Origin of the sequence: Pontixanthobacter sp. CEM42 (genome assembly GCF_017812015.1) — a bacterium.
Taxonomy (GTDB): domain Bacteria; phylum Pseudomonadota; class Alphaproteobacteria; order Sphingomonadales; family Sphingomonadaceae; genus Pontixanthobacter.
Genome location: NZ_JADQTN010000001.1, coordinates 1,170,185 through 1,194,694 on the forward strand (window position 1 = coordinate 1,170,185; position 24,510 = coordinate 1,194,694).

Here is a 24,510-nt window from a genome sequence, read left to right on the forward strand (position 1 = left end):
CTATCAATTAGCTGCGTCTAAAGTCGCTGAAACCCTTGAATACTGCGGCGCAGCAGGTCAAGACCCGTGCCAGCGATGACCGAGCCCTCACCTTCTACTTTAGCTAACGAATTTGCAGCAGCTTTGGACTGGTGGCGCGACGCGGGCGTCGATCATGATTTCGCCGATGACGTTACGGACTGGCTGGTCGCGCCGGAGGCTCAAAGCGCACAGCAAGAACATCAGCCTAAGCCGAAGAAAAAGGCCGAACCTGCCCCGCCGCCTCCACCAAAGAAAATTGGCGGCGCGCGCGAGGATTGGCCAGCAGAGCTTGCTGCCTTTCAACAATGGCTCGTCAGCAGTGAGGAACTAGACGGCGGCGGCGCATTTCCGCCAATCGCTCCGCGCGGTTCCGCAGGTGCAGAACTGATGGTTATTTTGCCAGAGCCCGAGGAAAACGACAGCGACGATCTGCTGGCCGGGCCGCAAGGGCGTTTGCTAGCGGGCATTATGCAGGCCGCTGCAATATCAGATGACGATATCTATCTCGCCACCGTGCTGCGCCGTCACACGCCGATGCCCGATTGGCAGGCTTTGCGCAGCGCTGGCATTGGCGAAGTCCTGTCACACCACATCGCTCTCGCTGCGCCGAAACGGATCCTAGCGTTCGGCCGTAACATTCCGCCGCTACTCGGGAACGATACGGCGCAGGGCACTGTAATTTTACCGAATTTTAACCATGAAGGCGGAAGCATACCCGCAATGGGTGTCGGCTCCCTGGCTGAATTGCTGCGATCCGCAGGAAGACGTCAAAGGTTCTGGCAGCGCTGGCTCGAATGGACGGATAGCTAATTTGAAACAGTTTGGCGGAATTCAGAAGGCCGTGTTGATGCTCGCAGGCGCTCTCGCTTGCGGTGTTTCCACACCAGTTGTGGCGAATAGCAGCGCGGCGGAATATTTCCGCGACCGCGCATCCTCCACCAACGTGCCCGAGCTATTGAGCCGCCGCGACCGCGAATATTATTCCAGCCTTTTCGATGCAATTGACGGCCAGAATTGGGACCGTGTCCAATCGTTGTTCAGCCAGCGCGATGATGGCCCTCTGCACCAAGTTGCCCTCGCCGAATATTATCTTCACGCCAACAGCCCGCGTGTTGAAGGCGACCAGATCGCCAATTGGCTCTCGTCAGGTCGCTATCTGCCGCATGCAGAGCAACTGACCCGTTTGGGCGAGAAACGCGGCCTGAACGCAACTTACGGCTTACCGCAGGCGCAATCACTGGTGCGCCAGCCTTACAAATCAAAGCGCATCCGGCCCAAAACCGTGCGCGATGGCACAATGCCTGCTTCAATCCGCAGCGCGATCCTCGACAAGATTAAGAATGACGATCCCGATGGCGCCCGTATTTTGCTCGATGGTATCGATGCGAGCCTGAGCTCCGCTGCCCGTGCCGAATGGCGTCAGCGCGTTGCATTTAGCTATTACATCGAAAACGATGATCCTGCGGCATTCGCCGTTGCACAGACCGTCAACGAAGGCACTGGCGGTTGGGTCGCCGAAGGTAATTGGGTCGCAGGTCTCGCCGCATGGCGGATGAAGGATTGCGGCAGCTCCGCGGTCTATTTCGAGCAAGCGGCCATTGGCTCAACCAATATCGAACTCACCGCCGCTGCACGCTATTGGGCCGCCCGCTCCTACATGCGTTGCCGCGCGCCGGAAAAAGTGACTGAACAACTGCGCGCAGCCGCTGATCTTGACGAAACGCTGTACGGAATGCTGGCCCGCGAACAACTCGGCCAAGCACTGCCGCAATCGCACTCGACCGCCGATTTTGATCTGGAAGATTGGCAGAAAATCCGCAGCGTCGACAATGTCCGCACAGCCGTTGGCCTTGCCGAAATTGGCCGCGGCAACCTAGCCGACGAAGTCCTGCGTCATCAGGCGAAGATAGGTGACGCCGAGCATTACGGCGAATTGTCGCGTCTGGCACGCGAACTCGGCCTGCCATCAACGCAGCTATGGATGGCGCACAATGCCCCGCGCGGTGCGAGAGCAGAGCCAGCATTGCAGTACCCTGCCCCTCGCTGGACACCAGTGAACGGTTGGAAAGTCGATCCAGCGCTGGCTTATGCTCACACGCTACAGGAATCGAACTTCCGTCCGGCAGTCGTTAGCCCAGCCGGTGCGCGCGGATTGATGCAGATTATGCCCGCGGCAGCCAAGGACCACCGCCGCAAGCTCGGCGTTGCAGGCAATGCACGCGATTTGTCTCAACCCGAGATCAACCTGGCCTTCGGTCAAGAACACCTGAACATGCTGCGTGATAGCCGCGCGACACAAGGGCTACTGCCCAAAATTATGGCGGCCTATAATGCCGGCCTGACGCCGGTTACGCGCTGGAACAGCGAAATCCGCGATCAGGGCGACGCGCTTCTCTACATGGAGAGCATCCCCTATTGGGAAACGCGTGGTTACGTTTCAATCGTGATGCGCAATTACTGGATGTATGAACGCCAAGCAGGCGGCGCATCCGAAAGCCGCAAAGCGCTGGCGCAAGGCATGTGGCCGACCTTCCCCGGAATGGGTTCCAACAGCTCTAGCACCAACGGCGTACGCCTGAGCGTGCGGGATTGATCCGCGCACGCTGATGCCAATCAAAGAAGATCTTCAGTTCAAGCCGATCAATATCGCGATTATTACGGTTTCCGACACGCGGACTTTGGAAACAGACAGTTCGGGCGACCTGCTGGCGGATCGGATCAAAGGTGCCGGGCACATACTTGCGGCACGCGTGATCGAAAAAGATGACGCCGATGTTCTCGCAAACCGTCTGAACAGCTGGATCGATGATAGCCGGATCGATGCGATCATTACCACCGGCGGTACTGGATTGACCGGCCGCGACGTAACGCCAGAGGCCTTGGACCGCGTCAAAGAGAAAGACATCCCCGGCTTTGGCGAGCTGTTCCGTTATCTCAGCTTGAAAAGTATTGGCACTAGCACCGTGCAGAGCCGGGCATGCGCTGTTCTCTCGCGCGGGACCTATATCTTCGCTCTGCCCGGTTCGAATGGCGCGGTGAAGGATGGCTGGGACGGTATTCTGGCGGAGCAACTCGATAGCCGGAACAAGCCCTGCAATTTTGTCGATCTTATGCCGAGATTGAGGGAACAATAATTTGGCTAAGAAGCCGAGCACCCGTCAGATCCGCAAGGCCCAGCGCGAGCTGCTTGAGCCGCGTATTGCCGAGGCCGGCTTCACCGGAAAGTATTCCGAATGGCACCGCGATACCGGCACGGCAATGCAATTTATCTCGATTGATCCAGCGAAGTATGGCGGCAGTTTTTCGATTAGCGGAGCATGGGGCACGCACAAAAGTTTCGGCGAAAACCTGCCTACTCTTGCCGCAACCAAATTCGAGGATCGAGCTAAGGTGATGCGGCTCATCCCACTTTGGCATCTGGACGGCATGCAACATGCCTATCGCGTTTCGCATTTCGAGTATGTGCATTTTACGGCCGACGAAGAAAGTTGCCGTGCGTTGATCAACGAAGCGCTACCGGGCCTTGAAGCATTATTGAGATGGTTCGACACAAAGGAAATGGGCAAGGAGCTGGGCACGGTTTTCAGCGCGGTCGGAAGCGCCGCCAATCCGGAACTTCTCAAGCGCATCGCTTCAGCAAAGGCAGAACTCGGTCTTTATTGAGGCCTTTCCTTTAGCCATTGTTCTGCTTATGTTCTCTCCATGGGTTCTCAAATTATCAAGGGTCGCGGAGCGCAATCCGCGTTAGTCTCTCAGCGCTTTGGCTTAGCGGAAAGAGAATTGGACGGTGACTGGCATGATGCGATGGAAGCGCTTGCCCAAGAGGACGGCGGTCCGCCGGTAAAGCTGCGCACAACCGTCACTGAAGAACATCCCAAAACGATCCTCAGCTTCAACCAATCACCTGACATTCCGTTTGATCGCTCGGTCAATGCCTATCGCGGGTGCGAGCATGGATGTGTATATTGTTACGCGCGTCCTACCCACGCCTATCATGATCTCTCACCCGGCTTGGACTTCGAGACACAGCTGTTCGCCAAACCCAATGCGGCGAAACTGCTGCGCGACACTCTAGCAAAGCCAAAATACCGACCGCGTTGGATTGCAATGGGGACCAACACCGACCCGTATCAGCCAATCGAAGCGAGTTATCGGATCACTCGGGACATTCTGAAGCTGTGCCTCGACACGCGGCATCCGGTGACAATCACCACAAAATCAGACCGCGTCCTGGCCGATATCGATCTGCTCGAGGAATTGGCAAAACGCAATCTCACCGCTGTGTCGATCTCCGTGACGACATTCGATCCACGCTTGTCCAGTCTTCTGGAACCCCGCGCCTCAGCCCCGCGCAAGCGCCTTGCCGCAATCAAGCGATTGGCCGCTGTAGGAGTGCCGACACACTGCTCAGTGTCGCCCATCATACCGGCTATAACGGATGATTTTATGGAGCAGATCATAGCGCAAGCTGGAGAAATCGGCGCGCGGTCAGCTGGCTGGATCCCACTGCGTCTACCGCATGAAGTCGCGCCTTTGTTTCGCGAATGGCTCGACGTTCACTATCCAGATCGCGCAGGCAAAGTGATGAGCATCGTCCGCTCGATCAGAGCCAAAAACGGGAAAGGCCGGGACAATGACCCCGACTTCAAAACGCGGATGAAACCCAAAGGCGTATGGGCCGACCTGTTCCGCTCGCGCTTCCGCCTTGCCTGCAAACGCGCGGGCCTGACCAGTCTCGACAACGACCCAAAATTTGAACTCGATTGCTCGCAATTTCGCAAACCGGAGATCGGCGGGCAAATGCGGTTGCTTTGAACGGTGTCGCTCGATCAATGTGAGTAACGCCACATAGGCTCTGCGGGCGTCGGGGTACCTTTTATTAACGATTACCGCATAATTCTTCAAAAGTAGTTCGCTAAGAAAGCGGGCACAGGTCGTTGAAGCTTTAGAAGTAAGGCACTGATATGTCGAAGACAATCCAAGGAACTCTAGTCGCAGCAGTATTGCTGATCGTAATCGCAACCCTCTTCAACTCGACATTCGTCGCAGGCGGAAGCGGCGTGGTTCTGATTGTTGGATTGGCCTATGCCTACGTCGTCAGCAAACGGGAAGTCGAGCGTGGTGAGGTTGCCGGAGCGGATGCGACCTAATATTTAGGTCAAGCGGTCTTTACCCGAACCCGCCGCCAGCCTCTCCCGGCTCAAACCGCATAAGGCGGCTATCGACCAGCGCCGCAGTGCGATTCACCACTGCTAGCTGATATTCCGGGTCTTTGATCATTTCAAAGAACGCGCCGCTATTGGGGTATTGCGCGACGAAGCCTTCATGCCATTGCTTCGCATCGGGTCCAGTGACCATCGTTTGAAACGCACCGCGCCACACGATTTCGCCGCCGACGCGCTGAAAGATCGGTCCGCTTGTCTTGCCATATTCCTGATAGGCGCGTTTGCCACTCCAGCCATTACCGTGATGCTCGTGCCCCTCGGGATATTCCGCGGACTCACGGAATTGCAACAGGTTGAGCATATGGATCGGCTGGTCGCGAAGTAGGTCTTTGAACGCCTGAAAATTGACCGGACTCGGGTCGATATACGTTGTCATTCCATCACCCTTCCAGCTTATAATTCTTGAACCGGTCGCGCAGATCCTTCTTCGATATCTTGCCGGTCGCTGTGTGCGGAATATCGTCAACAAACTCGACCGCATCGGGCATCCACCATTTGGCGATCAGCGGCTTGAGGTGCTCGTTGATATCATCGGCAGTGACATTAGATCCCTCATTACGAACCACAAACAATACGGGTCGCTCATCCCATTTAGGATGCGGCATGCCAACTGCTGCGGCTTCGGCCACTTCGGCATGACCCACGGCGGCATTTTCCAACTCGACCGAGCTAATCCACTCGCCGCCAGACTTGATCACATCCTTCGTACGGTCGGTCAGTTGCAGCGTGCCATCTGGATGGAGGATTCCAACATCACCAGTGTCAAACCAACCATTCTCGTCGACGCAATCTTCCTCTGCCTTGAAGTATCGCTTGATAATCCATGGCCCGCGGATTTGCAGCGCGCCCGAACTTTTACCGTCGCGCGGTAGTTCTTTGGTCCAATCATCGAGATCGACGGTGCGCAGCTCGACACCGAAGATCGGACGCCCCTGCATCGCGGTCTTGTCGACTCTCTCTTCAAAGCTCAGATCGTCCCAATCCCAAGTCGGTCCGCCAACGGTACCAATGGGCGACGTCTCGGTCATACCCCAAGCGTGCTGCACCCGGGTGCCGTTTTTCATCAGTCGCTCGATCATGAAGCGCGGGCAGGCAGAACCACCGATTGTCGCGGCTTTTAGCTTAGGCAGATCGATGCCCTGCGCGTCGCAATATTGGAAATGCGCAAGCCAAACGGTCGGCACGCCAGCGCTGTCAGTCACCCCTTCGCGCTCCATCAGTTCGTGCAGCACTGCGGGCTCGTTACTGCAGGAGAATACGAACTTGATCCCCGCCATCGCGCCTGCATAGGGCAGTCCCCAACTGGCCGCGTGGAACATCGGAACAACGGGCAGCATGACACTGGCGGCGCTGAAGTTGAACGTTGATGGCTGAAGACCCGATACCGCGTGCAGCACGGTTGAGCCATGCTCATACTGGACGCCTTTGGGGTTGCCCGTCGTTCCGCTGGTATAGCAGATCATGCATGGATCTGTGGCTTCGCCCATGATCCAGTTAAAGTCCCCGTCCTGGTCGCCAATCCAATCTTCGAAGGCAGGCGAATGCTCGGCGGAATCGAAGCAGATATAGTGCTCAACGGTGGTCCAGCGATCGCGCATCTTGTCGATGATCGGCTGGAACATTGCGTCATACAGCATCACCTTATCTTCGGCGTGATTGACGATATATTCGAGCTGGTCTTCGAACAGGCGCGGATTCACCGTGTGCAGCACCCCGCCCATTCCGGCGACGCCGTACCAACTCACCAGATGGCGCGAATGGTTCATCGCAAGGCTGGCCACACGCTCACCCTTCTTGATACCAAGCGCTTGAAGCGCCTGCGCCATTCTGAGCGCATCTGTGCGAATGCCTGCCCAATTGGTCCGTGTTTCATTGCCATCAGCCCAGCGCGTTACGATTTCACGAGCGCCGGATTCGCGTGCTGCATGATCGATCACATGGGTTATGCGCATGGTCCAATCATGTTGCATCGCGCCCAGATTTGCTGCTGACATTGTTATCCTCTCCAAGATTGCCGGTTGTTTTTTGCCACCATGCCTATGCTTGCCCGATTGCGCAATCGGTCTAAGAAAGCATCATGAGCCCGCTCAATGACATCAAAAACTTCATCGTCGAATTCAGCGGCCTCGCGAAAGATGCGCTGCATGTCTATGTCGCGTTGATTGTGTTCCTCGGCGCGTGCCTTATCTTCCGCTGGCGCGCATCCGAATGGAAACCATTGGCATTAGTTCTGGCGGTGGTTGTCATCGGCGAAATCATCGATATCCGCGACACCATCACTATTGAAAAGCGTGTTCTTCTGGGCGGTCATTGGCACGACATCTGGAACACGATGCTCGCCCCCACGCTACTTTTCGTGCTGGCCAGATTTAGCAGCGTGTTTGAGAGACGCGCAGCAATTGTGCCCGAGGGCGAAGAATCAGGCGACGAGGCGGAGGTTTGACGCACCGCGCCGCGCCGTAAGAGCGACTTTGTCGATGCCTTCTATGAGTGCCAACCTCTCGGCCAATTCGCCATCCAAAGCGTAATCACGGCCCAACCTGATCAGCGGTTCAACCTCACCGCCTGTTTTTAGCTGCACCAATACTTCGCCATAGCCGGGAGCACCGGGAGCAAGTTCCAATTTCAGATCGTGCAACGCAGCAGCATCGCTCAGTTCCATCCGCAGCATCATCCGCGAACCGCCTTTGATCTCCTCCAAGGGCCTGCCTCCACGGATAGTCACGCGCGGTGGTTCATCGGGGCTCGGAGAATCCAGTTCGACATTCAATAGTATGCAAGTGCTTTCCGATGCCCAGTTCTGGAAGTTTTCGACCAGTGATTCCTCGAAACACGCGGCACTGAACTGACCGGTGGAATCGGAGAAGTCAGCGCGCACAAAGTCCTTGCCCTTGCGGGTCTTGCCCTTGTTCACGCTCTCTACCATTGCCGCCATAACTGCGGCTTGGCGACCACCCGGAGGCGCACCAGCCTCCATCAGACTCTGAAAAGTCCTCGCTCCATTTGCGGAAGCAACTGCCCAATATTGCTGGACCGGATGCGCAGAGAAATAGAAGCCGAAATTCTCGCGCTCCTTAGCCATCTGCTCGGGCCGCGACCAGTCATCGATCTCTTTCAACCGCAGCGTGTCTTCGGCTTGATCTTCACCGCCGAACAACGCCACCTGACCACTTTCCCGTTCGCGCGTCGCCGCATCGGCTACCGCAAGCAGCAGCTCGACATTGCCAAACAGCTTCCCTCGGTTGGGTTCAAGCTCGTCCAACGCTCCCGCACAGATCAGCCCTTCCAACTGACGCCGGTTCATTGAACCGGGCGGCAAGCGTTCGAACAGATCATTCAGGCTTTCGAACCAGCCATTCGCCTCCCTCTCTGCGGCGATCGACTCCATCGCTTTCTCACCGACATTGCGGATGCCGGCGAGAGCATAGCGGACGGCATAGCCATCATCGGTTTGCTCGACCGAATATTCGGCTTCAGAACGATTGATATCGGGCGGCGCGACTTCGATACCATGCCGCCGCGCATCATCGACAAACAGCGCCAGCTTCTCGGACTGATGCATATCGAAGCACATCGAAGCAGCGTAGAACTCCTCGGGATAGTGCGCCTTCAACCAAGCCGTTTGATAGGCGAGTAAAGCATAGGCTGCCGCATGCGATTTGTTGAAGCCGTAACCGGCAAACTTGTCGATCAAATCGAACAGTTCGTTGGCCTTGGGCTTTTCGATCCCAGAAAGCTCTTTGCAGCCTTCGATGAAACGCGCGCGCTGCGAATCCATTTCTTTCTGGTCTTTTTTACCCATTGCGCGCCGAAGCAAATCGGCATCGCCCAGTGAGTATCCCGCAAGTATCTGCGCGGCCTGCATCACTTGTTCTTGGTAGACAAAAATCCCGTATGTCTCGGCCAAAATGCCTTCCAGCTTGGGATGCGGGTATTCGATCTCCGCTTCGCCATTCTTACGCTTTCCGAACAGCGGAATGTTGTCCATCGGACCTGGGCGATAGAGCGAAACGAGGGCGATAATGTCACCGAAATTGGTCGGCTTCACTGCCGACAGCGTGCGCCGCATACCTTCGGATTCAAGTTGGAACACCCCAACGGTATTGCCTGATTTCAGCAGATCATAGACCTTGGGATCATCCCAAGCGAGAGTGCCCAGATCAATCTCGATCCCGCGCTTTTCCATCAGGTCGGTCGCCTTGCGCAACACCGACAGCGTTTTCAGGCCAAGGAAGTCGAACTTCACCAAGCCGCTGCTCTCGACATGCTTCATGTCGAACTGCGTCACCGGCATATCCGAACGCGGATCGCGATAAAGCGGCACAAGTTTCGCCAGCGGCCGATCGCCAATCACCACGCCAGCAGCGTGGGTCGAGGAGTTGCGCGGGAAGCCTTCCAGTTGCATCGCCAGATCGACGAGGCGCTTCACCTCATTATCGTTGTCATATTCGCGCTTGAAATCCGCGGCACCGTTTAGGGCGCGCGGTAGAGTCCATGGGTCAGTCGGATGGTTCGGCACCATCTTGCAAAGCCGGTCCACCTGACCATAGCTCATCTGCAAAATACGGCCGGTATCGCGCAGCACAGCACGTGCTTTCAGCTTACCAAATGTGATGATCTGAGCGACGTGATCGCTGCCATATTTCTGCTGCACATAGCGGATCACTTCGCCGCGTCGCGTTTCGCAGAAATCGATGTCGAAGTCAGGCATTGATACACGTTCGGGGTTCAAGAAACGTTCGAACAGCAGGCCCAATTTCAGTGGATCAAGATCAGTAATAGTCAACGCCCAAGCGACGACAGAGCCCGCGCCCGAACCGCGCCCTGGTCCCACCGGAATGCCATTGTCTTTGGCCCATTTGATGAAGTCCGCAACGATCAGGAAGTACCCGGGGAAACCCATCCCGACGATCACATCGACTTCGAAATCGAGTCGATCGAAATAGGGTTTGCGCTCCTCCTCCGACATCTCACCATAGGGTGCGAGACGCTCCTCGAGACCTTTTCGCGCGTCGTCGGCAAGCGCTTTGGCTTCACCTTCCAGATCACCTGCAAGGCTGGGCAGAATCGGATCTCGATTGGGCGGCGCATAGGCACAGCGCTGGGCAATGGTCAGCGTGTTGGCGGTTGCTTCCGGAAGATCATCAAACAGTTCCTCCATCATCGCGGATGATTTTACATATGCCTCGCGGTTGGAACGGGGGCGATCATCCGCATCGACTTGGGATGAGTTGGCAATACACAACATAGCATCGTGCGCCGCGAAGACATGCGGCTCGGCGAAGAATGCGGGATTGGTCGCGACCAGCGGAAGATCGCGGGTATAGGCCAGATCGATCAACGCCTTCTCGGCCGCATCCTGCACCGCATCATATTTGCGTGCCAGCTCGATATAAAGCCGGTCAGGGAACAGCCCCTGCAGCCGGTCGAGCAGCGCTTCGCCATGATCTTGCTGACCTTCGCCCAACAATCGCGACAAAGCGCCCTCGTCTGCACCTGTCAGCGCAATCAAACCATCAGTATGACCTTCAAGATTGCTCAGCCGAACATGGGGTTCAAATTCCAGCGGGCGGTCAAGATGCGCCATGCTGACGAGATGGCAGAGGTTGTCATAACCCGTCGCATCCTGCGCATAGAGCGGCAGATAGTCGACTTGCTTGCCTTCTGCATCGCGCGCGATACCTAGCAGCGTGCCGATTATTGGCTGAATGCCCTCATCCAAGCACGCCTTGGCAAACATGACTGCGCCATAGAGACCGTTTCGATCACAAATCGCGATCGCCGGAAAACCGCGTTCCTTCGCCAATTTGGCAATCTGTTTCGGATCAATCGCCGCCTCAAGCATCGAGTAAGACGACAGAACGCGAAGAGGAACGAAGGGAGCGAAAGCCATTCTATAAGTATGTGGTCAAAGCGAGCGAAAGTGAAGGAGACAGGTGGGAGTTACCCCCCTATTCGTCATTGCCGTGAAAGCCGGAATGACAACGTGTCAACCGGAAGGCGTTTGATCTTCAGCCTTCGCTGCGGCGATCTTCTTGCGCGTATCGCGGATGCTCGACCATGCGCCGTAGACAATCAGGACACCGAGGAAAATCCACACCCAGACCGGGATGTTATTCCCTACCAATGCCAGATAGAGATACGCCGACACAAAGAAGAAACCGGCGGCCATCGTCGGCAGCAGCGTCGACTTGCCTGCTTTGGCATTGCGCACCAGCCAGCCGATCGACAGCAGGAAGAACGGGATGGCAGCGACGTAGATGCCGCCAAAAATATACGGATTCACGCCATATTCCGCGCCAAGCGACAGGAACCATTGGTTGATCGATTCGAGCATTGTGCCCTCCTAATTTCTTGGCCTGTCATTCGCCCGTGCAGCAAGAATGGTTACAGCAATTTCGCGATATCCTTCTCGATCCGCGCGGGTGTGTCCTGCGGCGCGTAGCGTTTCACAACTTCGCCATCGCGGTTGATCAGGAACTTGGTGAAGTTCCATTTGATTTTCTTGCTACCCATCAAGCCAGGTGCTTCGGCCTTCATCCAATCGAATAGCGGGCTCGCGCCTCCGCCATTGACTTCAACCTTCTGCATTAGCGGGAATGTCAGTCCGAAATTGATTTTGCAGAACTGGTCGATCTCTTCTGCCGTTCCGGGTTCCTGACCGCCGAATTGGTTGCAAGGGAAGCCAAGAACTTCAAAGCCTTGATCGCCGAACTTTTGATACAGTTCCTCGAGACCGTCATATTGCGGTGTAAATCCGCATTTGCTGGCGACATTGACCACCAGCAGGACTTTGCCTTTCTTATCGGACAGATCGAGATCCGATCCGTCGGATTTTTTCACGCTGAAATCGGCAATCGTGGTCATTCTGTATCTTTCTGCCCGGCATCTGCCGTGGGTCTGTAAGTGAAATCGAAACTCGGGCCCCAACTTTCTCCTTCGTCGTAGGAGACCTCGCCGCGCTGGCGCACCGAACCGTCCAGCTCATTTGGGGTGTAGGTCATGCGGATCAACCCGTCGCGTCCCGGTCCACCCACATTGGGCCACAAACCGGTGAGCACCATGCCGGTGCGAACACCCTGCCCTTTAAAATAGACTTGTCCGGGAGAGGAGCCGATCCATGTCTGCTCCCACATGTCTGTTTCGGGATTATACCCGCTGAGACTGCCACCGGGATTTGGCCGTGCAGGCATCCAGTTTTCACGGATTGCGCAGCCATTGTAGAGTTTTTCGATTTTGCTCTGTGCTACAATACGCGGGGAGCCATCAGGGCGTCTATCGGCGCCAGTGACATAGACATCCCACTCGCCTACCCAAAAGTCGAACGCGTCGTAGTTTTCACCTTCGCAGGTAGGTGCTGGAGGAGGCGTAGCAGGCGGCGGAGCCTCAGTTTGCGCGACTGACTCTTGAGCCAATATCAGAGCGAGGAACGAAACTAGCATTTGCAAACCCTTTCTACGGATACTTCCGCACCGGGCCGCCTAATCGAGTGTGCCCTCGTGCAACCGTACCACACGGTCCATCTGTGACGCCAGTCGCTCATTATGCGTAGCAACCAGCGCTGCGCTGCGCTCGCCACGCACCAGTGCAAGAAACTGGTCGAGTACCTTGTCGGCTGTTGCCTCATCCAGATTTCCGGTGGGCTCATCTGCCAGCACCAATTGCGGACTGTTCGCCAAAGCGCGCGCGACAGCGACACGCTGCTGCTCACCGCCCGAAAGCTGGCTTGGACGGTGATCGAGCCTACCGCTGAGACCCAGCGACGTCAGCAATTCACGCGAACGTTCGGAAGCTACGTCGCGATCAACACCACGAACCAATTGCGGCAGTATCACATTCTCTTCGGCGTTAAAGTCGGGCAGCAAGTGATGGAATTGATAGACAAAACCCATATGCGTCCGGCGCAGTTCCGTGCGCCCATCAGATGGCAATGCGCTCGCATCAATACCGCCAATCTCGATAGTGCCACCAAAGCCACCTTCGAGCAGTCCTACCGCCTGCAGCATTGTCGATTTACCCGAACCGGACGGGCCGAGCAGCGCGACAATCTCGCCAGGCTGGATTTCCAGATTCACGCCGCGTAGCACATCGATGCGCACACCGCCCTGTTCGAAAGATCGAGTCAACCCCGATAGTTTGACGACCGGATCACTCATAACGCAGCACCTGCACCGGATCCGTCTTCGCCGCCTTCATTGCGGGATAAAGGGTCGCGAGAAAGCTCAGGCCGATGGCCAACACGCAAATGCCAACAATCTCAATTGGATCGGTCCGCGCTGGCAGCTCAGTAAGCAGTCGCACTTGAGGGTCCCAAATATCCTGTCCAGTCGCGAAATTGAGGAAGCCCAAGATCGGTTGACGGAAGTAGAGAATGATAAAGCCGAGGATCACTCCGGTAATCGTGCCGAATGCCCCGATAGTCGTACCAGTGGTCACAAATATCTTGAGGATATTGCGCCGTGTCGCGCCCATGGTTCTCAAGATCGCGATGTCGCGCGTTTTGGCGCGCACCAGCATCACCAGTGACGACAGAATGTTAAAAGCAGCGACCAGCACGATCAGCGACAATGCAAAAAACATCGCGACCCGTTCGACCTCAAGGGCTTCGAAGATACTGGAATTGATCGACCGCCAATCATTGATCTGGGCAATGCCTTGAAGCTTGGGCTGCAAGGGTTGGAGGATTCGCCCGACATCCTCGGCATCCGATGTTGTCACTTCGATCAATCCAATGGTGTCGCCGGTCAGCAGCAGTGTTTGCGCATCGCGGATCGGCATCACTACGAAAGTTTCATCGAACTGATAAACACCCGTCTCGATCAGTGCCACCACATCATAAGCAACCTGACGGGGAACGGTGCCAAACGGCGTTGATCGCCCGAGTGGATTAATGATCGTAATCCTGTCGCCGATCCGCGCGCCAAGATTGATCGCCAACTGGGAGCCGATCGCTATCCGGCCTGCATCGGGCTCGAGTTCCGACAGATTACCTGCAATCAGATTTTCGCCCAGTTTTTCAATATCTTGCTGCGTGTTACCACGAACACTTACCTGCTTCACGCGGCCATTAAACGTCACCAGCAGCGGTTGCTCGATCAAAGGAGACGCGCTCACCACATCGGGCGTCGCGCGGACTTCCTCGAGAATCTCTTCCCAATTGTCCAAACTCCCATTGAAGCTTTGGATAATCGCATGGCCATTCAGATTGACGAATTTGTCGAGAAGCTCGCCGCGAAATCCGTTCATCACGCTCATCACGACGATCAGCAGCGCAACTGACAGCATCACCACGCCAACGCTGATCCCGGCGACAAGCGCAATAAAGCCCTCCCCTTTACCGGGCAGCATGTACCGCTTGGTGATCGTCCATTCGAAGGGGTTCAGAAACACAATAAAGGTGCTTTTTCCGTTATGACTTGCCGCACCGTTTAGGCAGGCTTTCCTGTCGCTGCAATGAAATCTGCCAAACTACGCGTATAATCCCCAGCGGCCTCTTGTAATTGACCTGTAACAGCGCCATTGAGCGCCCACGATTTGCTTCGCCGAGAAGCATCATCTGGCAGGCATCGGACAGGCTCTACCATGACGCACAATCATCCGTTTTTTGACGCAGGCGGAGATAAGCTGCGCGAAGAGTGCGGCGTGTTTGGCGCGATCAACGCTGATAAAGCATCAGCCGTCACCGCGCTCGGCCTTCACGCATTGCAGCATCGCGGACAAGAAGCCGCCGGCATTACCAGCTACAATGGCGACCGCTTTTACTCGGTGCGCGGCACAGGCCATGTTGCCGAGAATTTCTCGACTGAAGAGGCGCTCGCCGAACTACCCGGCCATATGGCAGCAGGCCATGTCCGTTATTCTACTACTGGCGGATCGGGCCTGCGCAATGTCCAGCCGCTCTATGCAGATCTCGCTAGCGGCGGTTTCGCAGTCGCGCATAATGGCAATATTTCCAACGCGCGGACTTTGCGTGATGATCTGGTCAGCCGGGGTGCAATTTTCCAATCGACATCCGATACCGAAGTAATCATCCATCTGGTCGCAACCAGCCGCTACCCAACGATTATCGACCGTTTGGTTGATGCGTTGCGGATGGTCGAAGGCGCGTATTCGCTGATTGTAATGACGCCGGATGGTATGATGGCTTGCCGCGATCCCTTCGGCATCCGCCCATTGGTTATGGGCAAACTGGGCGACACCACAGTTTTTGCCAGCGAAAGCGTTGCATTCGACGTAATTGGTGCCGAGTTCGTTCGCGAAGTCGAGCCAGGTGAACTTATCCGCATCGGTTTTGACGGGTCGATGGGATCGCTCCACCCGTTCGGCAATATCAAACCGCGCCCATGCATATTCGAGCATGTCTATTTCAGCCGTCCCGACAGTATCTTTGTCGGTCAATCGGTCTACTCATCGCGCAAATCAATCGGCGAGCAATTGGCCATTGAAAGTCCAGCAGATGTCGATCTGGTTGTGCCTGTGCCCGATAGCGGCGTTCCTGCGGCAATCGGTTACGCGCAGCAAGCAGGCGTACCGTTCGAGCTGGGCATCATCCGGTCGCACTATGTCGGGCGGACCTTTATCCAGCCGACGCAAGGAGCACGCACTTCCAGCGTTTCGTTGAAGCACAATGCCAACCGCGCGCTGGTCGAAGGCAAGCGGATTGTTCTGATTGACGACTCATTGGTGCGCGGCACAACCAGCATCAAGATCGTGCAGATGATGCGCGATGCCGGTGCAACCGAAGTCCATTTCCGCGTTGCCAGCCCGCCCTTCGCGCATAGCTGCTTCTATGGCGTGGACACGCCCGAGCGCGAGAAACTGCTCGCTGCGAAGATGGATACCGAGCCGATGCGCGCGCATATCGGAGCGGACAGCCTAGCGTTTGTCTCCATTGACGGTCTCTACCGTGCCGTTGGCCTGCAAGGGCGCGAAAGCGCGTGCCCGCAATATTGCGATGCATGCTTCACCGGCGAGTATCCGACCCCGCTGACCGACCAATCCAAGCGCGAAGACAAAGACGCGCAACTTTCCTTTGATAAGGTCACCTGATGTCCGACGATAAACCGCTATCCGACAAGCTGGCTCTGGTCACAGGATCAAGTCGCGGGATTGGCGCGGAGACGGCGAAGGCTCTGGCAAAAGCTGGCGCACATGTTATCCTGACCGGCCGCGACGTCAAAGCGCTTGAAGCTGTCGAAGACGAGATTCACGATTTCGGCGGCAACTCGACAATTGCGCCGCTTGATCTGGGCGAGCCCGATGCTATTTCGCGTCTTGCGGCGGCAGTTGCCGGGCGCTGGGACAAGCTTGATTATCTCGTGATCTCTGCAGCTTACCTGCCAAGCCTCACACCTGTCACCCAGATCGACCAGAAGCAATTCAGTACTGCAATCACCACTAATGTGCTCGCAACGCAAGCACTGCTCGCAGCGTTCGATCCGCTATTGAAGCGGGCCGGCGCGGGCCGGGTGATTGGTCTGACCAGTTCGGTAGGGTCCGACGCTCGCGCTTATTGGGCCGCCTACGGCGCTACCAAAGCGGCGTTTGAGTCCATCCTCGACAGCTATGCACAGGAAGTCGAGAAAATCGGCGGCGTAAAGGTCGCGATTGTCGATCCCGGCGCGACTCGCACGGCAATGCGAGCGAAGGCCTATCCCGGCGAAGATCCCGAAACTGTTAAGACAGCAGACGTTGTCGCCGACCGGATCATTCATTTGTTGGTTGAAGATTTTGCAACCTCCCACCGAGAGCGGGTGGTAAAACCTTCTTAACCATCCTCGGTAATTCCTGAGAAAGTAGCTTGGTGCAGAAAGTACAAAGCCTGCCCGGAAATACCCCGGAAAGGTGTGGTTAGTCTTCAAGCCTACAGGATGCCCGTAAATGCTGGCTCAAACACACGATTCATACGAGCTTGCAGCCCAAGAAGATCGCTGCTCGCCTCGCACAAAGCTTACCATCCCCGCGCAATTGCGCGCGTCGGGTGGCCGTGCCTTCCAGACAGTCGTCCACGACCTGTCGATCTCGGGTTTCTCCTGTGCGGCTATTAGCCGCATGCGCGAAGGCCAGCTCTGCTGGATCACGTTGCCCGGTTTGGAATCGCTTCAGGCCGAAGTGGTCTGGTGGGACAGTTCCATCGTCGGTTGCGCATTCTCGGAGCTTTTGAGCCCGATTGTTCACGACAATATTCTGCAGCGATATAGTCCGAGCACGGTGTATCGCAGCACGCTCTAAGGAACCAAGTCCCCCAAAGACCAGAATCCTTAGAACGCCCAGAGACGGGTCGCTCCCCAAGAGTGGCCCGTTTTTGTGTTTGTACTATCGAGTGGATTATTCGGCGGATTGGGCATCCTCGGTTGGTGCCAGCGCATCAACCGCTTGCTGGACCGATCCGTAGAACTCCATTCGCTGCTTGCCTTCTGCACCCTGCCCCGAGGCGTTGGGCCAGTTGCTGTTGGATGCAATCACAAGATTTCGCGCGGGATCGATAAAGATGCCCTGTCCGAAGATACCCTGAGCGGCATAACTGCCATCGTCATAAGTCCACCATTGGAAGCCATAACCATAGCCTGGTGCGCCGATATCGGCTTGCTTGGTTGTGGCCTGCGCCAACCAGTCTGCGGGCACAATGCTCTCGCCGTCCACCATCGCTCCGCCGCGTATAAATTCGCCAAAGCGCGCATAATCGCGCGTTGCCGCCTGAATGCAGCACCCGCTGATTTCATGACCGGTCGAGCCAAGCAACCACGTGGCGTCCTGCTGCATCCCGTATGGCGCCCATACTTTCTCGGAGAGATAGTCGGCGAGACTCTTGCCGGTCGCTTCGCTAACCAAAACGCCGATCAGGTTCGTCTCACCGGTGCTATACACCCACTTCTCGCCGGCGGGCACATCCCGAGGGAGCGTTTTCATATAGCTGACGGTGACGTCCTCTCCGTCTTCCGCCTGATGCTCGTTGAACAGCGCCACATCCGATTGCGGATCGGTGTAATCCTCATTCCAGCGGACACCTGATGTCATGGTCAGCAATTGCTGGATCGAGACATCATCATAAGCGGAGCCCTTGAGCCCTTCGATGTAGTCAGTGACCTTATCGTCGAGGCTCTTGATATAACCGTCCTTCACCGCAGCGCCGACCAGAGTCGATGTGAAGCTTTTCGCGACCGAGAAGCTGGTCCATTTACCGTCAGCATCAAAATCGAGCCCATAGCGTTCGTAGACCAGCTTGCCGTCGAGCAGGATCACAATCGCCGCGGTTCGTTGCTCCTCCATGTAAGCATCGACATCGCTTGGAATTGAAAGCGCCGCGCCATCCGGCAGTTTGCGGATGGTATCGCCCGATTCAATCACGCGTGCATCGGCCAATATCGGGATCGCATCAAGCGTGCGGAACGCGATCTCCCGCTGCTCGTCAGACCAGAACAACACATTGCGATCAGTCGGCAGATTGGCGAGCAACGCACGCTGATCCTTGTCCAAGCTAGCATAGGCAATCGTCCCGCCCGCAAGCAGCACAACCAATATTCCGATGATCCATTTCTTCATTTTCGTGCCTCTCGCTGAACGCGGATTGTTGCGTTGATTATGTGCCTTTGACCAGTGTCACCTGGCTCACGTCAATGCTGCCCGCGCGAAAACCCGCTTCGCAATACATCAGATAGAAGCGCCACAGCCGGATAAAGCGTTCATCGAAACCATCGGGCAATTTGCCTGCCTCGGCGGCATTGTCGAAGTTTTCACGCCATAGTTTCAGTGTCTTGGCATAATCGAGTCCGAAGAATTCCTGATCGCGCCATTCCAGACCGCGCTCGGCGGCCAGTTTCTGAAACTCGCTATTGCGGATCAGCAAACCGCCCGGGAAAATATACGCCTGAATGAAATCCGCGCTGGCCGCATAGGCATCGAACAGATCATCATCGATAGTGATAAACTGGAGAGCCGCGCGGCCACCGGGTTTGAGGTTGCGGGCGATACAATCGAAATAGCTTGGCCAATATTCGCGCCCGACCGCCTCAACCATTTCGACACTGACAATGGCATCATACTGGTCTTCGGTATCGCGGTAATCCTGCTTGCGGAATTCGATGGATTGATCGTGATGTTCGCGCGCCCACGCCAACTGCGCATCAGACAGGCTAATACCGGTGACCTGTGCACCCTCGCCCGCAAAGTGCCCCGCCAGGGCGCCCCATCCGCAGCCGATCTCCAGCAGCGTAACGGGATTGCCCACACGTTCGGACAATCGCGCCCATTTGTGCTTTTGCGCCGCTTTCAGATCGTCGCCCTCTGCGAAAATCCCTGACGAATAGCTCATCGTCGGGTCGAGCCATTGCGTATAGAAGTCATTGCCCAGATCATAATGCGCATGAATATTGCGCGCCGAACCGGACTTGCTGTTCCGGTTGAGCCAATGCGCAACCTTTGCCGCCAAGCGAAACGGTCCCTTCGCGCGGCCTGTCGCTCCAAGAGAACGAGCATTGTGGGGGAAGATCGCCAGAACCTGCACCGGATCGGGGCTGTCCCATTCACCTGCTTCCCACGCCTGATACCAGCCAATCGATCCGTTCGTTGCAAGCCGGATCAACGCGCGCCAATCTTTCAAATCGACAATCGTTTCAAACCCGGGGCTCCGGCCACCAAGCAAGCGCGTGGTTCCGTCGGGCAAATGCACCTGCATCACCCCGCGCTCCAACCCGCGATCAATTTGGTCGAGGATTTTGTGGAAGCTGGGCGCGATTAGGCGGGCAAAAAAGCCCGAGAGTCCATGAGACTTGCGCTCGAAACGCGATGCGCCGTCAATAAGTCCCTGCCCTCTTCTCAGGTCTCCACTTGCTCCCTCCGCACTCATGCGCTGCTCTATGCCGCGCAGGCGTTAGAGGAGCAAGCCCGGAGCAAACCTAGTTACCCTTCATTTTCTTGTATGCCGCAAGCGCTCGTTCCCTAGCCTCGCGGTGGCCGATAATCTTGACGGGATAGTCACTTGGCAAGCACCCATGCTCTTCGGGATCGTGGATGTAAGGGGCGTCCAGATCAGCCAGTTCAGGCACATATTCGCGAATATAGCTCGCCGCGTCGAATTTCTCCGATTGGCTGAGCGGCGCCATGATCCGCACGAACATATTGCTGTCCACACCCGTCCCGGCGACCCATTGCCAATTGGTACCGTTCTGCGCGTAATCGGCATCGACCAGCGTGTCCCAGAACCATTTTTCACCGTGCCGCCAATCAATCAGCAGATGCTTGATCAGGAAGCTCGCTGCGATCATCCGCACGCGGTTATGCATCCAGCCTGTCTGCCATAGCTGCCGCATTCCGGCATCGACGATAGGATAGCCGGTTTGGCCCTTTTGCCATGCTTCCAGATCGGCCGCAGCTTGTTCATCGGCTTCCGGATCGCGCCATGTGAGGTCTTCAAACGCCTCCCGATATCCTTGCTTGGGATAAGCGGGAAATTGGCAAATCACATTCTGCGCATAGTCGCGCCAGATCAGCTCCTTGCCGTAGACATACCAACCCTTCCCACTCCGCCCTTTCAGTGCGTGCCACACCTGCGCGGGTGAAATCTCACCAAAATGAAGGTGGGGTGACAGGCGTGATGAGCCATCCTGTGACGGCATATTGCGCGCATCATCATAGTCGGCGACGTCGTCTTCCCAGTCGGTCAAACGCTCATGCGCAGCAGCTTCACCAACATTCCAGAATGCGTCGATCCCGCCGGACCAATCAGGACGTTCGGGGAGCAGGCTCCATTCTTCCAGCGCATCGCTTCGCGGCCAAGTGTCGGGATGCGAGAGCGTTTCCGGCTCCGGCAGAACATCGCGCGGGGGCATATGTTCGAGCGTCGCTTTGGAGAACGGCGTATAGATCTTGTACGGCGTGCCCGATCCGGTCGTAACCGCTCCGGGAGGGAGCAGATAATTGCCATCATACAGTTGGAGGTCGAGTTTTTCCGAAAGCTTCCCCTGAGCCTTACGCCACCATGGCTCGTAGTGCCGGATCGCATGAACCGTTTCCGCTCCGGTTTCCTCAGCAAGCTTGGTCAGCTCCTCAACCGCATCGCCGCGCCGCAGAACGAGCCGCGAATTCCTTGCACCAAGCGACTTGGAGAGGCTCTCCAACGAATGGTGCAACCACCAGCGCGACGCACCGCCATAAGCATGGCTTCCCGCCGCTTCATCATCCAGCACATAGACGGGAATAACCGGACCAGCTTGCGCGGCGGCAAAGAATGCGGGCTGGTCAGCTAAGCGAAGGTCACGGCGGAGCCAGACAATTTGTGTTTTGGTCATGCGAGGAGAACGACGCTACTCCGCCGAAGGTTCCACGCACTTCAAACCCGTCAGGACGGCGGTAAACCTGTCCCGCGCGCGGGGGTCATAGAAACGCGCATCGCGCAGCCTCCAAACGCCGTCTTCACCCGGTTCGATAAAGGGCGTCCGCGACCAAAACAGAAAGGAATCAACCTGCGGATTGTTCGCCCGGAGTTCGTTCAGATTGCAGCGATCCAACGGCACGCCAGGCAGCGCGGTGCCATTGATCGCGTACAGGCCGTTTCCACCGGTAATTACTTCACGCCCTAGGAAGTTTCCGGGAACGGGGCTTGCGATAACCTGCTCGGAACCAGTTGGAGCATAGGAATAGGTGTCCACTGCTACCGATGATATCGCTCCATTCAGCCCGATATATGCGACCGCCACGGCCATCGCCACGCGCGCAGGCTTCTTCCAGTCTCCGCCTCGTTTTTCACGGCGCAGGGAGAACCATGTGGCGAAGCCCATCAGTGCCCACAGCCACACATCAATGATGAACAGCGTATCGCCGTAGAACCACTGGCTCGAAAACGGTTCGAGCAGACGGATTCCATAGACATTGAGCCAATCCAGAGCAGGATGCGTCAAGCAACCGATAAAGCTCAGCAGGAACAGCCATTTGAAACTGACCGGCAGCCGCGTTTCTGGCCGCTTTCCGCGTTTGGCCTGCCATCGATCAAAACCATAGAGCAGCCCCGCCAATATTAGCGGCAGTAGTACCAGCGCTGGCGGGCCGTGCGTGATTCCGCGCCGGAAGCCGAGATGCTCCGTGCCTTCAAGCCAAAAGAAACACGCTGCATCCACATCGGGCAAATTCGCCCCTATAATCAGCGCAGGCATCGCCAAGCCGGTCTTCCTCTTAAGACCTGTCTGGCCAAGCAAAGCGCCGACCAGCGAATGGGTTAGATTATCCATAGTCTACAATCCCCGCCGCCCGAAGCGGCCAGAGCGAGGCTGCGGAGGACTTTCCAGCCCGGTCGTTACAGTGTCAGGCGCCGTTTGCAGCAGTGTATTCAGTTCACTGGCGAGTTCTTCAATTTCTATGACAGACCCGACTAGCACGGCACCATTTCGCGGCCCGCCAACAGCTTCGATGTAGAGGCATGTACCGCCTCCGCGTTGTTGGTTTCCGGCAGTCGCGCGAGAGCCGGAGAAAAACTGTGTGATATTGGCGAAAGCGACGGTGTGCTGCGTACTAGGCGACCCTTCAGTCTCTCTATCTACTTTCACTTTGGAAATGACCAACTCCCGCTTGCGCATATCCATTTCCAGTTGCGTCACTGACTTGCGCGGATACAGCCCGCTCCATCCCAGAAGAGCGCCCATTGCTGCCATCCCGCCGCATAGGATTATACGTATCCATGTCACATCCTGGCCGGTATCTTCGACTGGCATCTGCCAGAAGAAAATCGCTGCAGCGAGGAAAGCAGTACCGCCAAGCGCAGCGAATATGCGGCCCATCAGGCTTACTTCAGGGTTCTCGCGAATTAGCAGATCGTCACCTCTGCTGGCGCGGAGAAGCGTGTCACCTATTACAAAATGAACCATTCGCCCCTCCCTTGCCCTGATCTAATCCGTCGGGTGCCCCTCACTCGGTTCCACAGTCCACGTCTGGCCCTTGCCCAGCAGTTTCGCCAGATTGGCCTCCTTGCCCGCAGCGGACTTGGCGCGCTCTTCGATCACAGCCGTCTCGAATGTCGGGCGCGGATCGTCATAGAGAACGCCCAGCGCCATCGGGAACGGACCGAACGGCATTTCGATCAGCAAGTGAGCAATTGTGCGGTCAGTTTGATCATGGACCAGTACGCCCGCTTCTTCCCAATTCTCTTCGGTCGCTTCAACGACTTTCAGCGTCAGAGTATCGCGGTCGAGAGCGATGCCTTTGTCAAATCCTGCCTTCGGATCACCGAACAGCATCGGCTTACCGTTTTCGAGCCATAGCTGACGGTCGCCTGCTCCCTTTGGCGCAGCAAAGTCGTTAAACACGTCTTTGTTGTAGACGATGCAGTTCTGGAAGATCTCGATAAACGCCGCGCCTTGGTGGGCGTGTGCCGCTTTCAAAACGTCGGGTAGATTCTTCGACACATCAAAGCCACGACCGACAAAACGCGCACCCGCACCCAACGCAAAGGCACATGGATTTGCAGGGTGATCGAACGAGCCAATCGGAGTCGATGGGCTCTTTGTCCCCTCACGACTGGTGGGCGAGGACTGGCCCTTGGTCAGGCCGTAAATCTCGTTGTTGAACAGCATGATCTGCATGTTCACATTGCGGCGCAGCACATGCATCATGTGGTTGCCGCCAATGGACAGGCCGTCACCGTCACCGGTTACCAGCCAGATATCGAGATCCGGATTGGCCAGCTTTACACCGGTCGCCACCGCAGGCGCACGCCCGTGGATCGTGTGGAAGCCGTATGTTTCCATGTAGTACGGGAAGCGGCTGGAGCAGCCGATACCGCTGATAAAGCACGTGTTCGACGGATCAGCACCGAGCTGTGGCAAAGTGCGCTGCACCGCCTTGAGAATGGCATAATCGCCACAGCCGGGACACCAGCGGACTTCCTGATCGGTTTCCCAATCCTTGAGCGTGGTTTCGAATTTAGCGGGTGCGTTCATGAGTTCCGTTCTTTCTAAAATCAATCGCAGCAGTTGCGACAAAACTCGTAATGCCCCCTGCGACCAGTCCTCCAACGAATATATAGCCGAGGTAATTCGAGTAACCCTTGGGAAAGATAAAGGTCGCAATCGCAAACAAAGCGCCAGCGATTCCCACAGCCCAATAACTAACTCTGAAGTCGTCCTTGCTGGAAACCTTCCAAGCAAAGATGCTGATACCCACGGCTGCGCAGAAACCGGCTACAAACATAACGTAAGGCGAATTCGATAGCGCTGCCAAACGCATCAATCCTAGCATCAACGCCAGAGCGACAACTTGAGAAAAGACTCCCTTCAAC

Annotated in this window: 25 protein-coding genes; 10 read left to right on the forward strand and 15 right to left on the reverse strand. The window is 56.4% G+C overall.

Annotation, left to right across the window (positions count from 1 at the left end; translation table 11 throughout):
* The first annotated feature begins 75 nt into the window (after positions 1 to 75).
* From J9777_RS05610 to J9777_RS05635, 6 genes are all read left to right on the forward strand, one after another.
* Positions 76 to 831 (forward strand): hypothetical protein, encoded by a 756-nt coding sequence (locus J9777_RS05610; RefSeq protein WP_209347768.1) that lies wholly within the window; start codon positions 76 to 78, stop codon positions 829 to 831.
* Positions 832 to 868: 37 nt separating this feature from the next.
* A complete protein-coding gene (locus J9777_RS05615) occupies positions 869 to 2,614 on the forward strand; it encodes a lytic transglycosylase domain-containing protein (RefSeq protein WP_209348618.1) in 1,746 nt (581 codons plus the stop codon).
* A gap of 13 nt (positions 2,615 to 2,627) precedes the next feature.
* On the forward strand, positions 2,628 to 3,155 hold the full coding sequence (gene moaB, locus J9777_RS05620) for a molybdenum cofactor biosynthesis protein B (RefSeq protein ID WP_209347769.1): 528 nt from the start codon (positions 2,628 to 2,630) through the stop codon (positions 3,153 to 3,155).
* Position 3,156: 1 nt separating this feature from the next.
* Positions 3,157 to 3,684, forward strand: coding sequence for a hypothetical protein (locus J9777_RS05625; protein WP_209347770.1), 528 nt, complete (start codon positions 3,157 to 3,159; stop codon positions 3,682 to 3,684).
* Between the two features lie 39 nt (positions 3,685 to 3,723).
* The gene (locus J9777_RS05630; protein WP_209347771.1) at positions 3,724 to 4,836 is read left to right on the forward strand and encodes a PA0069 family radical SAM protein; all 1,113 of its coding nucleotides are present in this window, start codon (positions 3,724 to 3,726) and stop codon (positions 4,834 to 4,836) included.
* 149 nt (positions 4,837 to 4,985) lie between these two features.
* Positions 4,986 to 5,171, forward strand: coding sequence for a hypothetical protein (locus tag J9777_RS05635; RefSeq protein ID WP_209347772.1), 186 nt, complete (start codon positions 4,986 to 4,988; stop codon positions 5,169 to 5,171).
* A gap of 19 nt (positions 5,172 to 5,190) precedes the next feature.
* Here J9777_RS05635 and J9777_RS05640 read toward each other — a convergent pair whose 3' ends face one another.
* Both J9777_RS05640 and J9777_RS05645 read right to left on the reverse strand, forming a co-directional pair.
* Complete coding sequence (locus J9777_RS05640; protein WP_209347773.1) at positions 5,191 to 5,622, reverse strand: DUF1330 domain-containing protein; 432 nt, start codon at positions 5,620 to 5,622, stop codon at positions 5,191 to 5,193.
* Between the two features lie 4 nt (positions 5,623 to 5,626).
* The gene (locus J9777_RS05645) at positions 5,627 to 7,240 is read right to left on the reverse strand and encodes a long-chain fatty acid--CoA ligase (RefSeq protein ID WP_209347774.1); all 1,614 of its coding nucleotides are present in this window, start codon (positions 7,238 to 7,240) and stop codon (positions 5,627 to 5,629) included.
* An 83-nt stretch (positions 7,241 to 7,323) separates the two neighbouring features.
* On the opposite strand from J9777_RS05645, the gene J9777_RS05650 reads away from it, so the two are divergent.
* Positions 7,324 to 7,689 (forward strand): hypothetical protein, encoded by a 366-nt coding sequence (locus J9777_RS05650; protein ID WP_209347775.1) that lies wholly within the window; start codon positions 7,324 to 7,326, stop codon positions 7,687 to 7,689.
* On the opposite strand, the gene dnaE is transcribed toward J9777_RS05650, so the two are convergent.
* From dnaE to J9777_RS05680, 6 genes are all read right to left on the reverse strand, one after another.
* The gene (gene dnaE / locus J9777_RS05655; RefSeq protein WP_209347776.1) at positions 7,666 to 11,139 is read right to left on the reverse strand and encodes a DNA polymerase III subunit alpha; all 3,474 of its coding nucleotides are present in this window, start codon (positions 11,137 to 11,139) and stop codon (positions 7,666 to 7,668) included. The two genes, J9777_RS05650 and dnaE, sit on opposite strands and share 24 nt — an antisense overlap.
* 96 nt (positions 11,140 to 11,235) lie before the next feature.
* A complete protein-coding gene (locus J9777_RS05660) occupies positions 11,236 to 11,583 on the reverse strand; it encodes a hypothetical protein (protein WP_209347777.1) in 348 nt (115 codons plus the stop codon).
* A gap of 50 nt (positions 11,584 to 11,633) precedes the next feature.
* A complete protein-coding gene (locus J9777_RS05665; RefSeq protein ID WP_209347778.1) occupies positions 11,634 to 12,113 on the reverse strand; it encodes a glutathione peroxidase in 480 nt (159 codons plus the stop codon).
* A complete protein-coding gene (locus J9777_RS05670; protein ID WP_209347779.1) occupies positions 12,110 to 12,688 on the reverse strand; it encodes a DUF1579 family protein in 579 nt (192 codons plus the stop codon). The genes J9777_RS05665 and J9777_RS05670 overlap by 4 nt, the downstream gene beginning before the upstream one ends.
* Positions 12,689 to 12,727: 39 nt before the next feature.
* Positions 12,728 to 13,402, reverse strand: coding sequence for an ABC transporter ATP-binding protein (locus tag J9777_RS05675; RefSeq protein WP_209347780.1), 675 nt, complete (start codon positions 13,400 to 13,402; stop codon positions 12,728 to 12,730).
* Positions 13,395 to 14,636 carry a lipoprotein-releasing ABC transporter permease subunit gene (locus J9777_RS05680; RefSeq protein WP_209347781.1) on the reverse strand — a complete coding sequence of 414 codons (1,242 nt, stop codon included), beginning with the start codon at positions 14,634 to 14,636 and terminating at the stop codon, positions 13,395 to 13,397. The genes J9777_RS05675 and J9777_RS05680 overlap by 8 nt, the downstream gene beginning before the upstream one ends.
* Positions 14,637 to 14,828: 192 nt before the next feature.
* Here J9777_RS05680 and purF point away from each other — a divergent pair, with 192 nt between their 5' ends.
* From purF to J9777_RS05695, 3 genes are all read left to right on the forward strand, one after another.
* Positions 14,829 to 16,295 carry an amidophosphoribosyltransferase gene (gene purF, locus J9777_RS05685; RefSeq protein ID WP_209347782.1) on the forward strand — a complete coding sequence of 489 codons (1,467 nt, stop codon included), beginning with the start codon at positions 14,829 to 14,831 and terminating at the stop codon, positions 16,293 to 16,295.
* The gene (locus J9777_RS05690) at positions 16,295 to 17,017 is read left to right on the forward strand and encodes an SDR family NAD(P)-dependent oxidoreductase (RefSeq protein WP_209347783.1); all 723 of its coding nucleotides are present in this window, start codon (positions 16,295 to 16,297) and stop codon (positions 17,015 to 17,017) included. Before purF ends, J9777_RS05690 begins: the two co-directional genes overlap by 1 nt.
* Positions 17,018 to 17,126: 109 nt before the next feature.
* The gene (locus J9777_RS05695; protein WP_209347784.1) at positions 17,127 to 17,477 is read left to right on the forward strand and encodes a PilZ domain-containing protein; all 351 of its coding nucleotides are present in this window, start codon (positions 17,127 to 17,129) and stop codon (positions 17,475 to 17,477) included.
* A 96-nt stretch (positions 17,478 to 17,573) separates the two neighbouring features.
* Here J9777_RS05695 and J9777_RS05700 read toward each other — a convergent pair whose 3' ends face one another.
* The 7 genes from J9777_RS05700 to J9777_RS05730 are packed head-to-tail and all read right to left on the reverse strand — an operon-like array spanning position 17,574 to position 24,509.
* Positions 17,574 to 18,788: a serine hydrolase gene (locus J9777_RS05700; RefSeq protein ID WP_209347785.1), complete on the reverse strand. Its 1,215-nt coding sequence runs from the start codon at positions 18,786 to 18,788 to the stop codon at positions 17,574 to 17,576.
* 37 nt (positions 18,789 to 18,825) lie between these two features.
* Entirely contained in the window at positions 18,826 to 20,091 is a 1,266-nt protein-coding gene (locus J9777_RS05705; protein WP_209347786.1) for a cyclopropane-fatty-acyl-phospholipid synthase family protein, read from the reverse strand.
* Positions 20,092 to 20,140: 49 nt separating this feature from the next.
* Entirely contained in the window at positions 20,141 to 21,532 is a 1,392-nt protein-coding gene (locus tag J9777_RS05710; protein ID WP_209347787.1) for a deoxyribodipyrimidine photo-lyase, read from the reverse strand.
* A gap of 15 nt (positions 21,533 to 21,547) precedes the next feature.
* Positions 21,548 to 22,468, reverse strand: a complete 921-nt coding sequence (locus J9777_RS05715) for a metal-dependent hydrolase (RefSeq protein WP_209347788.1) — start codon at positions 22,466 to 22,468, stop codon at positions 21,548 to 21,550.
* Between the two features lie 3 nt (positions 22,469 to 22,471).
* Entirely contained in the window at positions 22,472 to 23,101 is a 630-nt protein-coding gene (locus J9777_RS05720) for a hypothetical protein (protein WP_209347789.1), read from the reverse strand.
* A gap of 21 nt (positions 23,102 to 23,122) precedes the next feature.
* Positions 23,123 to 24,172, reverse strand: coding sequence for a 2-oxoacid:ferredoxin oxidoreductase subunit beta (locus J9777_RS05725; protein ID WP_209347790.1), 1,050 nt, complete (start codon positions 24,170 to 24,172; stop codon positions 23,123 to 23,125).
* The gene (locus J9777_RS05730; RefSeq protein WP_209347791.1) at positions 24,156 to 24,509 is read right to left on the reverse strand and encodes a hypothetical protein; all 354 of its coding nucleotides are present in this window, start codon (positions 24,507 to 24,509) and stop codon (positions 24,156 to 24,158) included. The genes J9777_RS05725 and J9777_RS05730 overlap by 17 nt, the downstream gene beginning before the upstream one ends.
* Position 24,510: the final 1 nt, after the last annotated feature.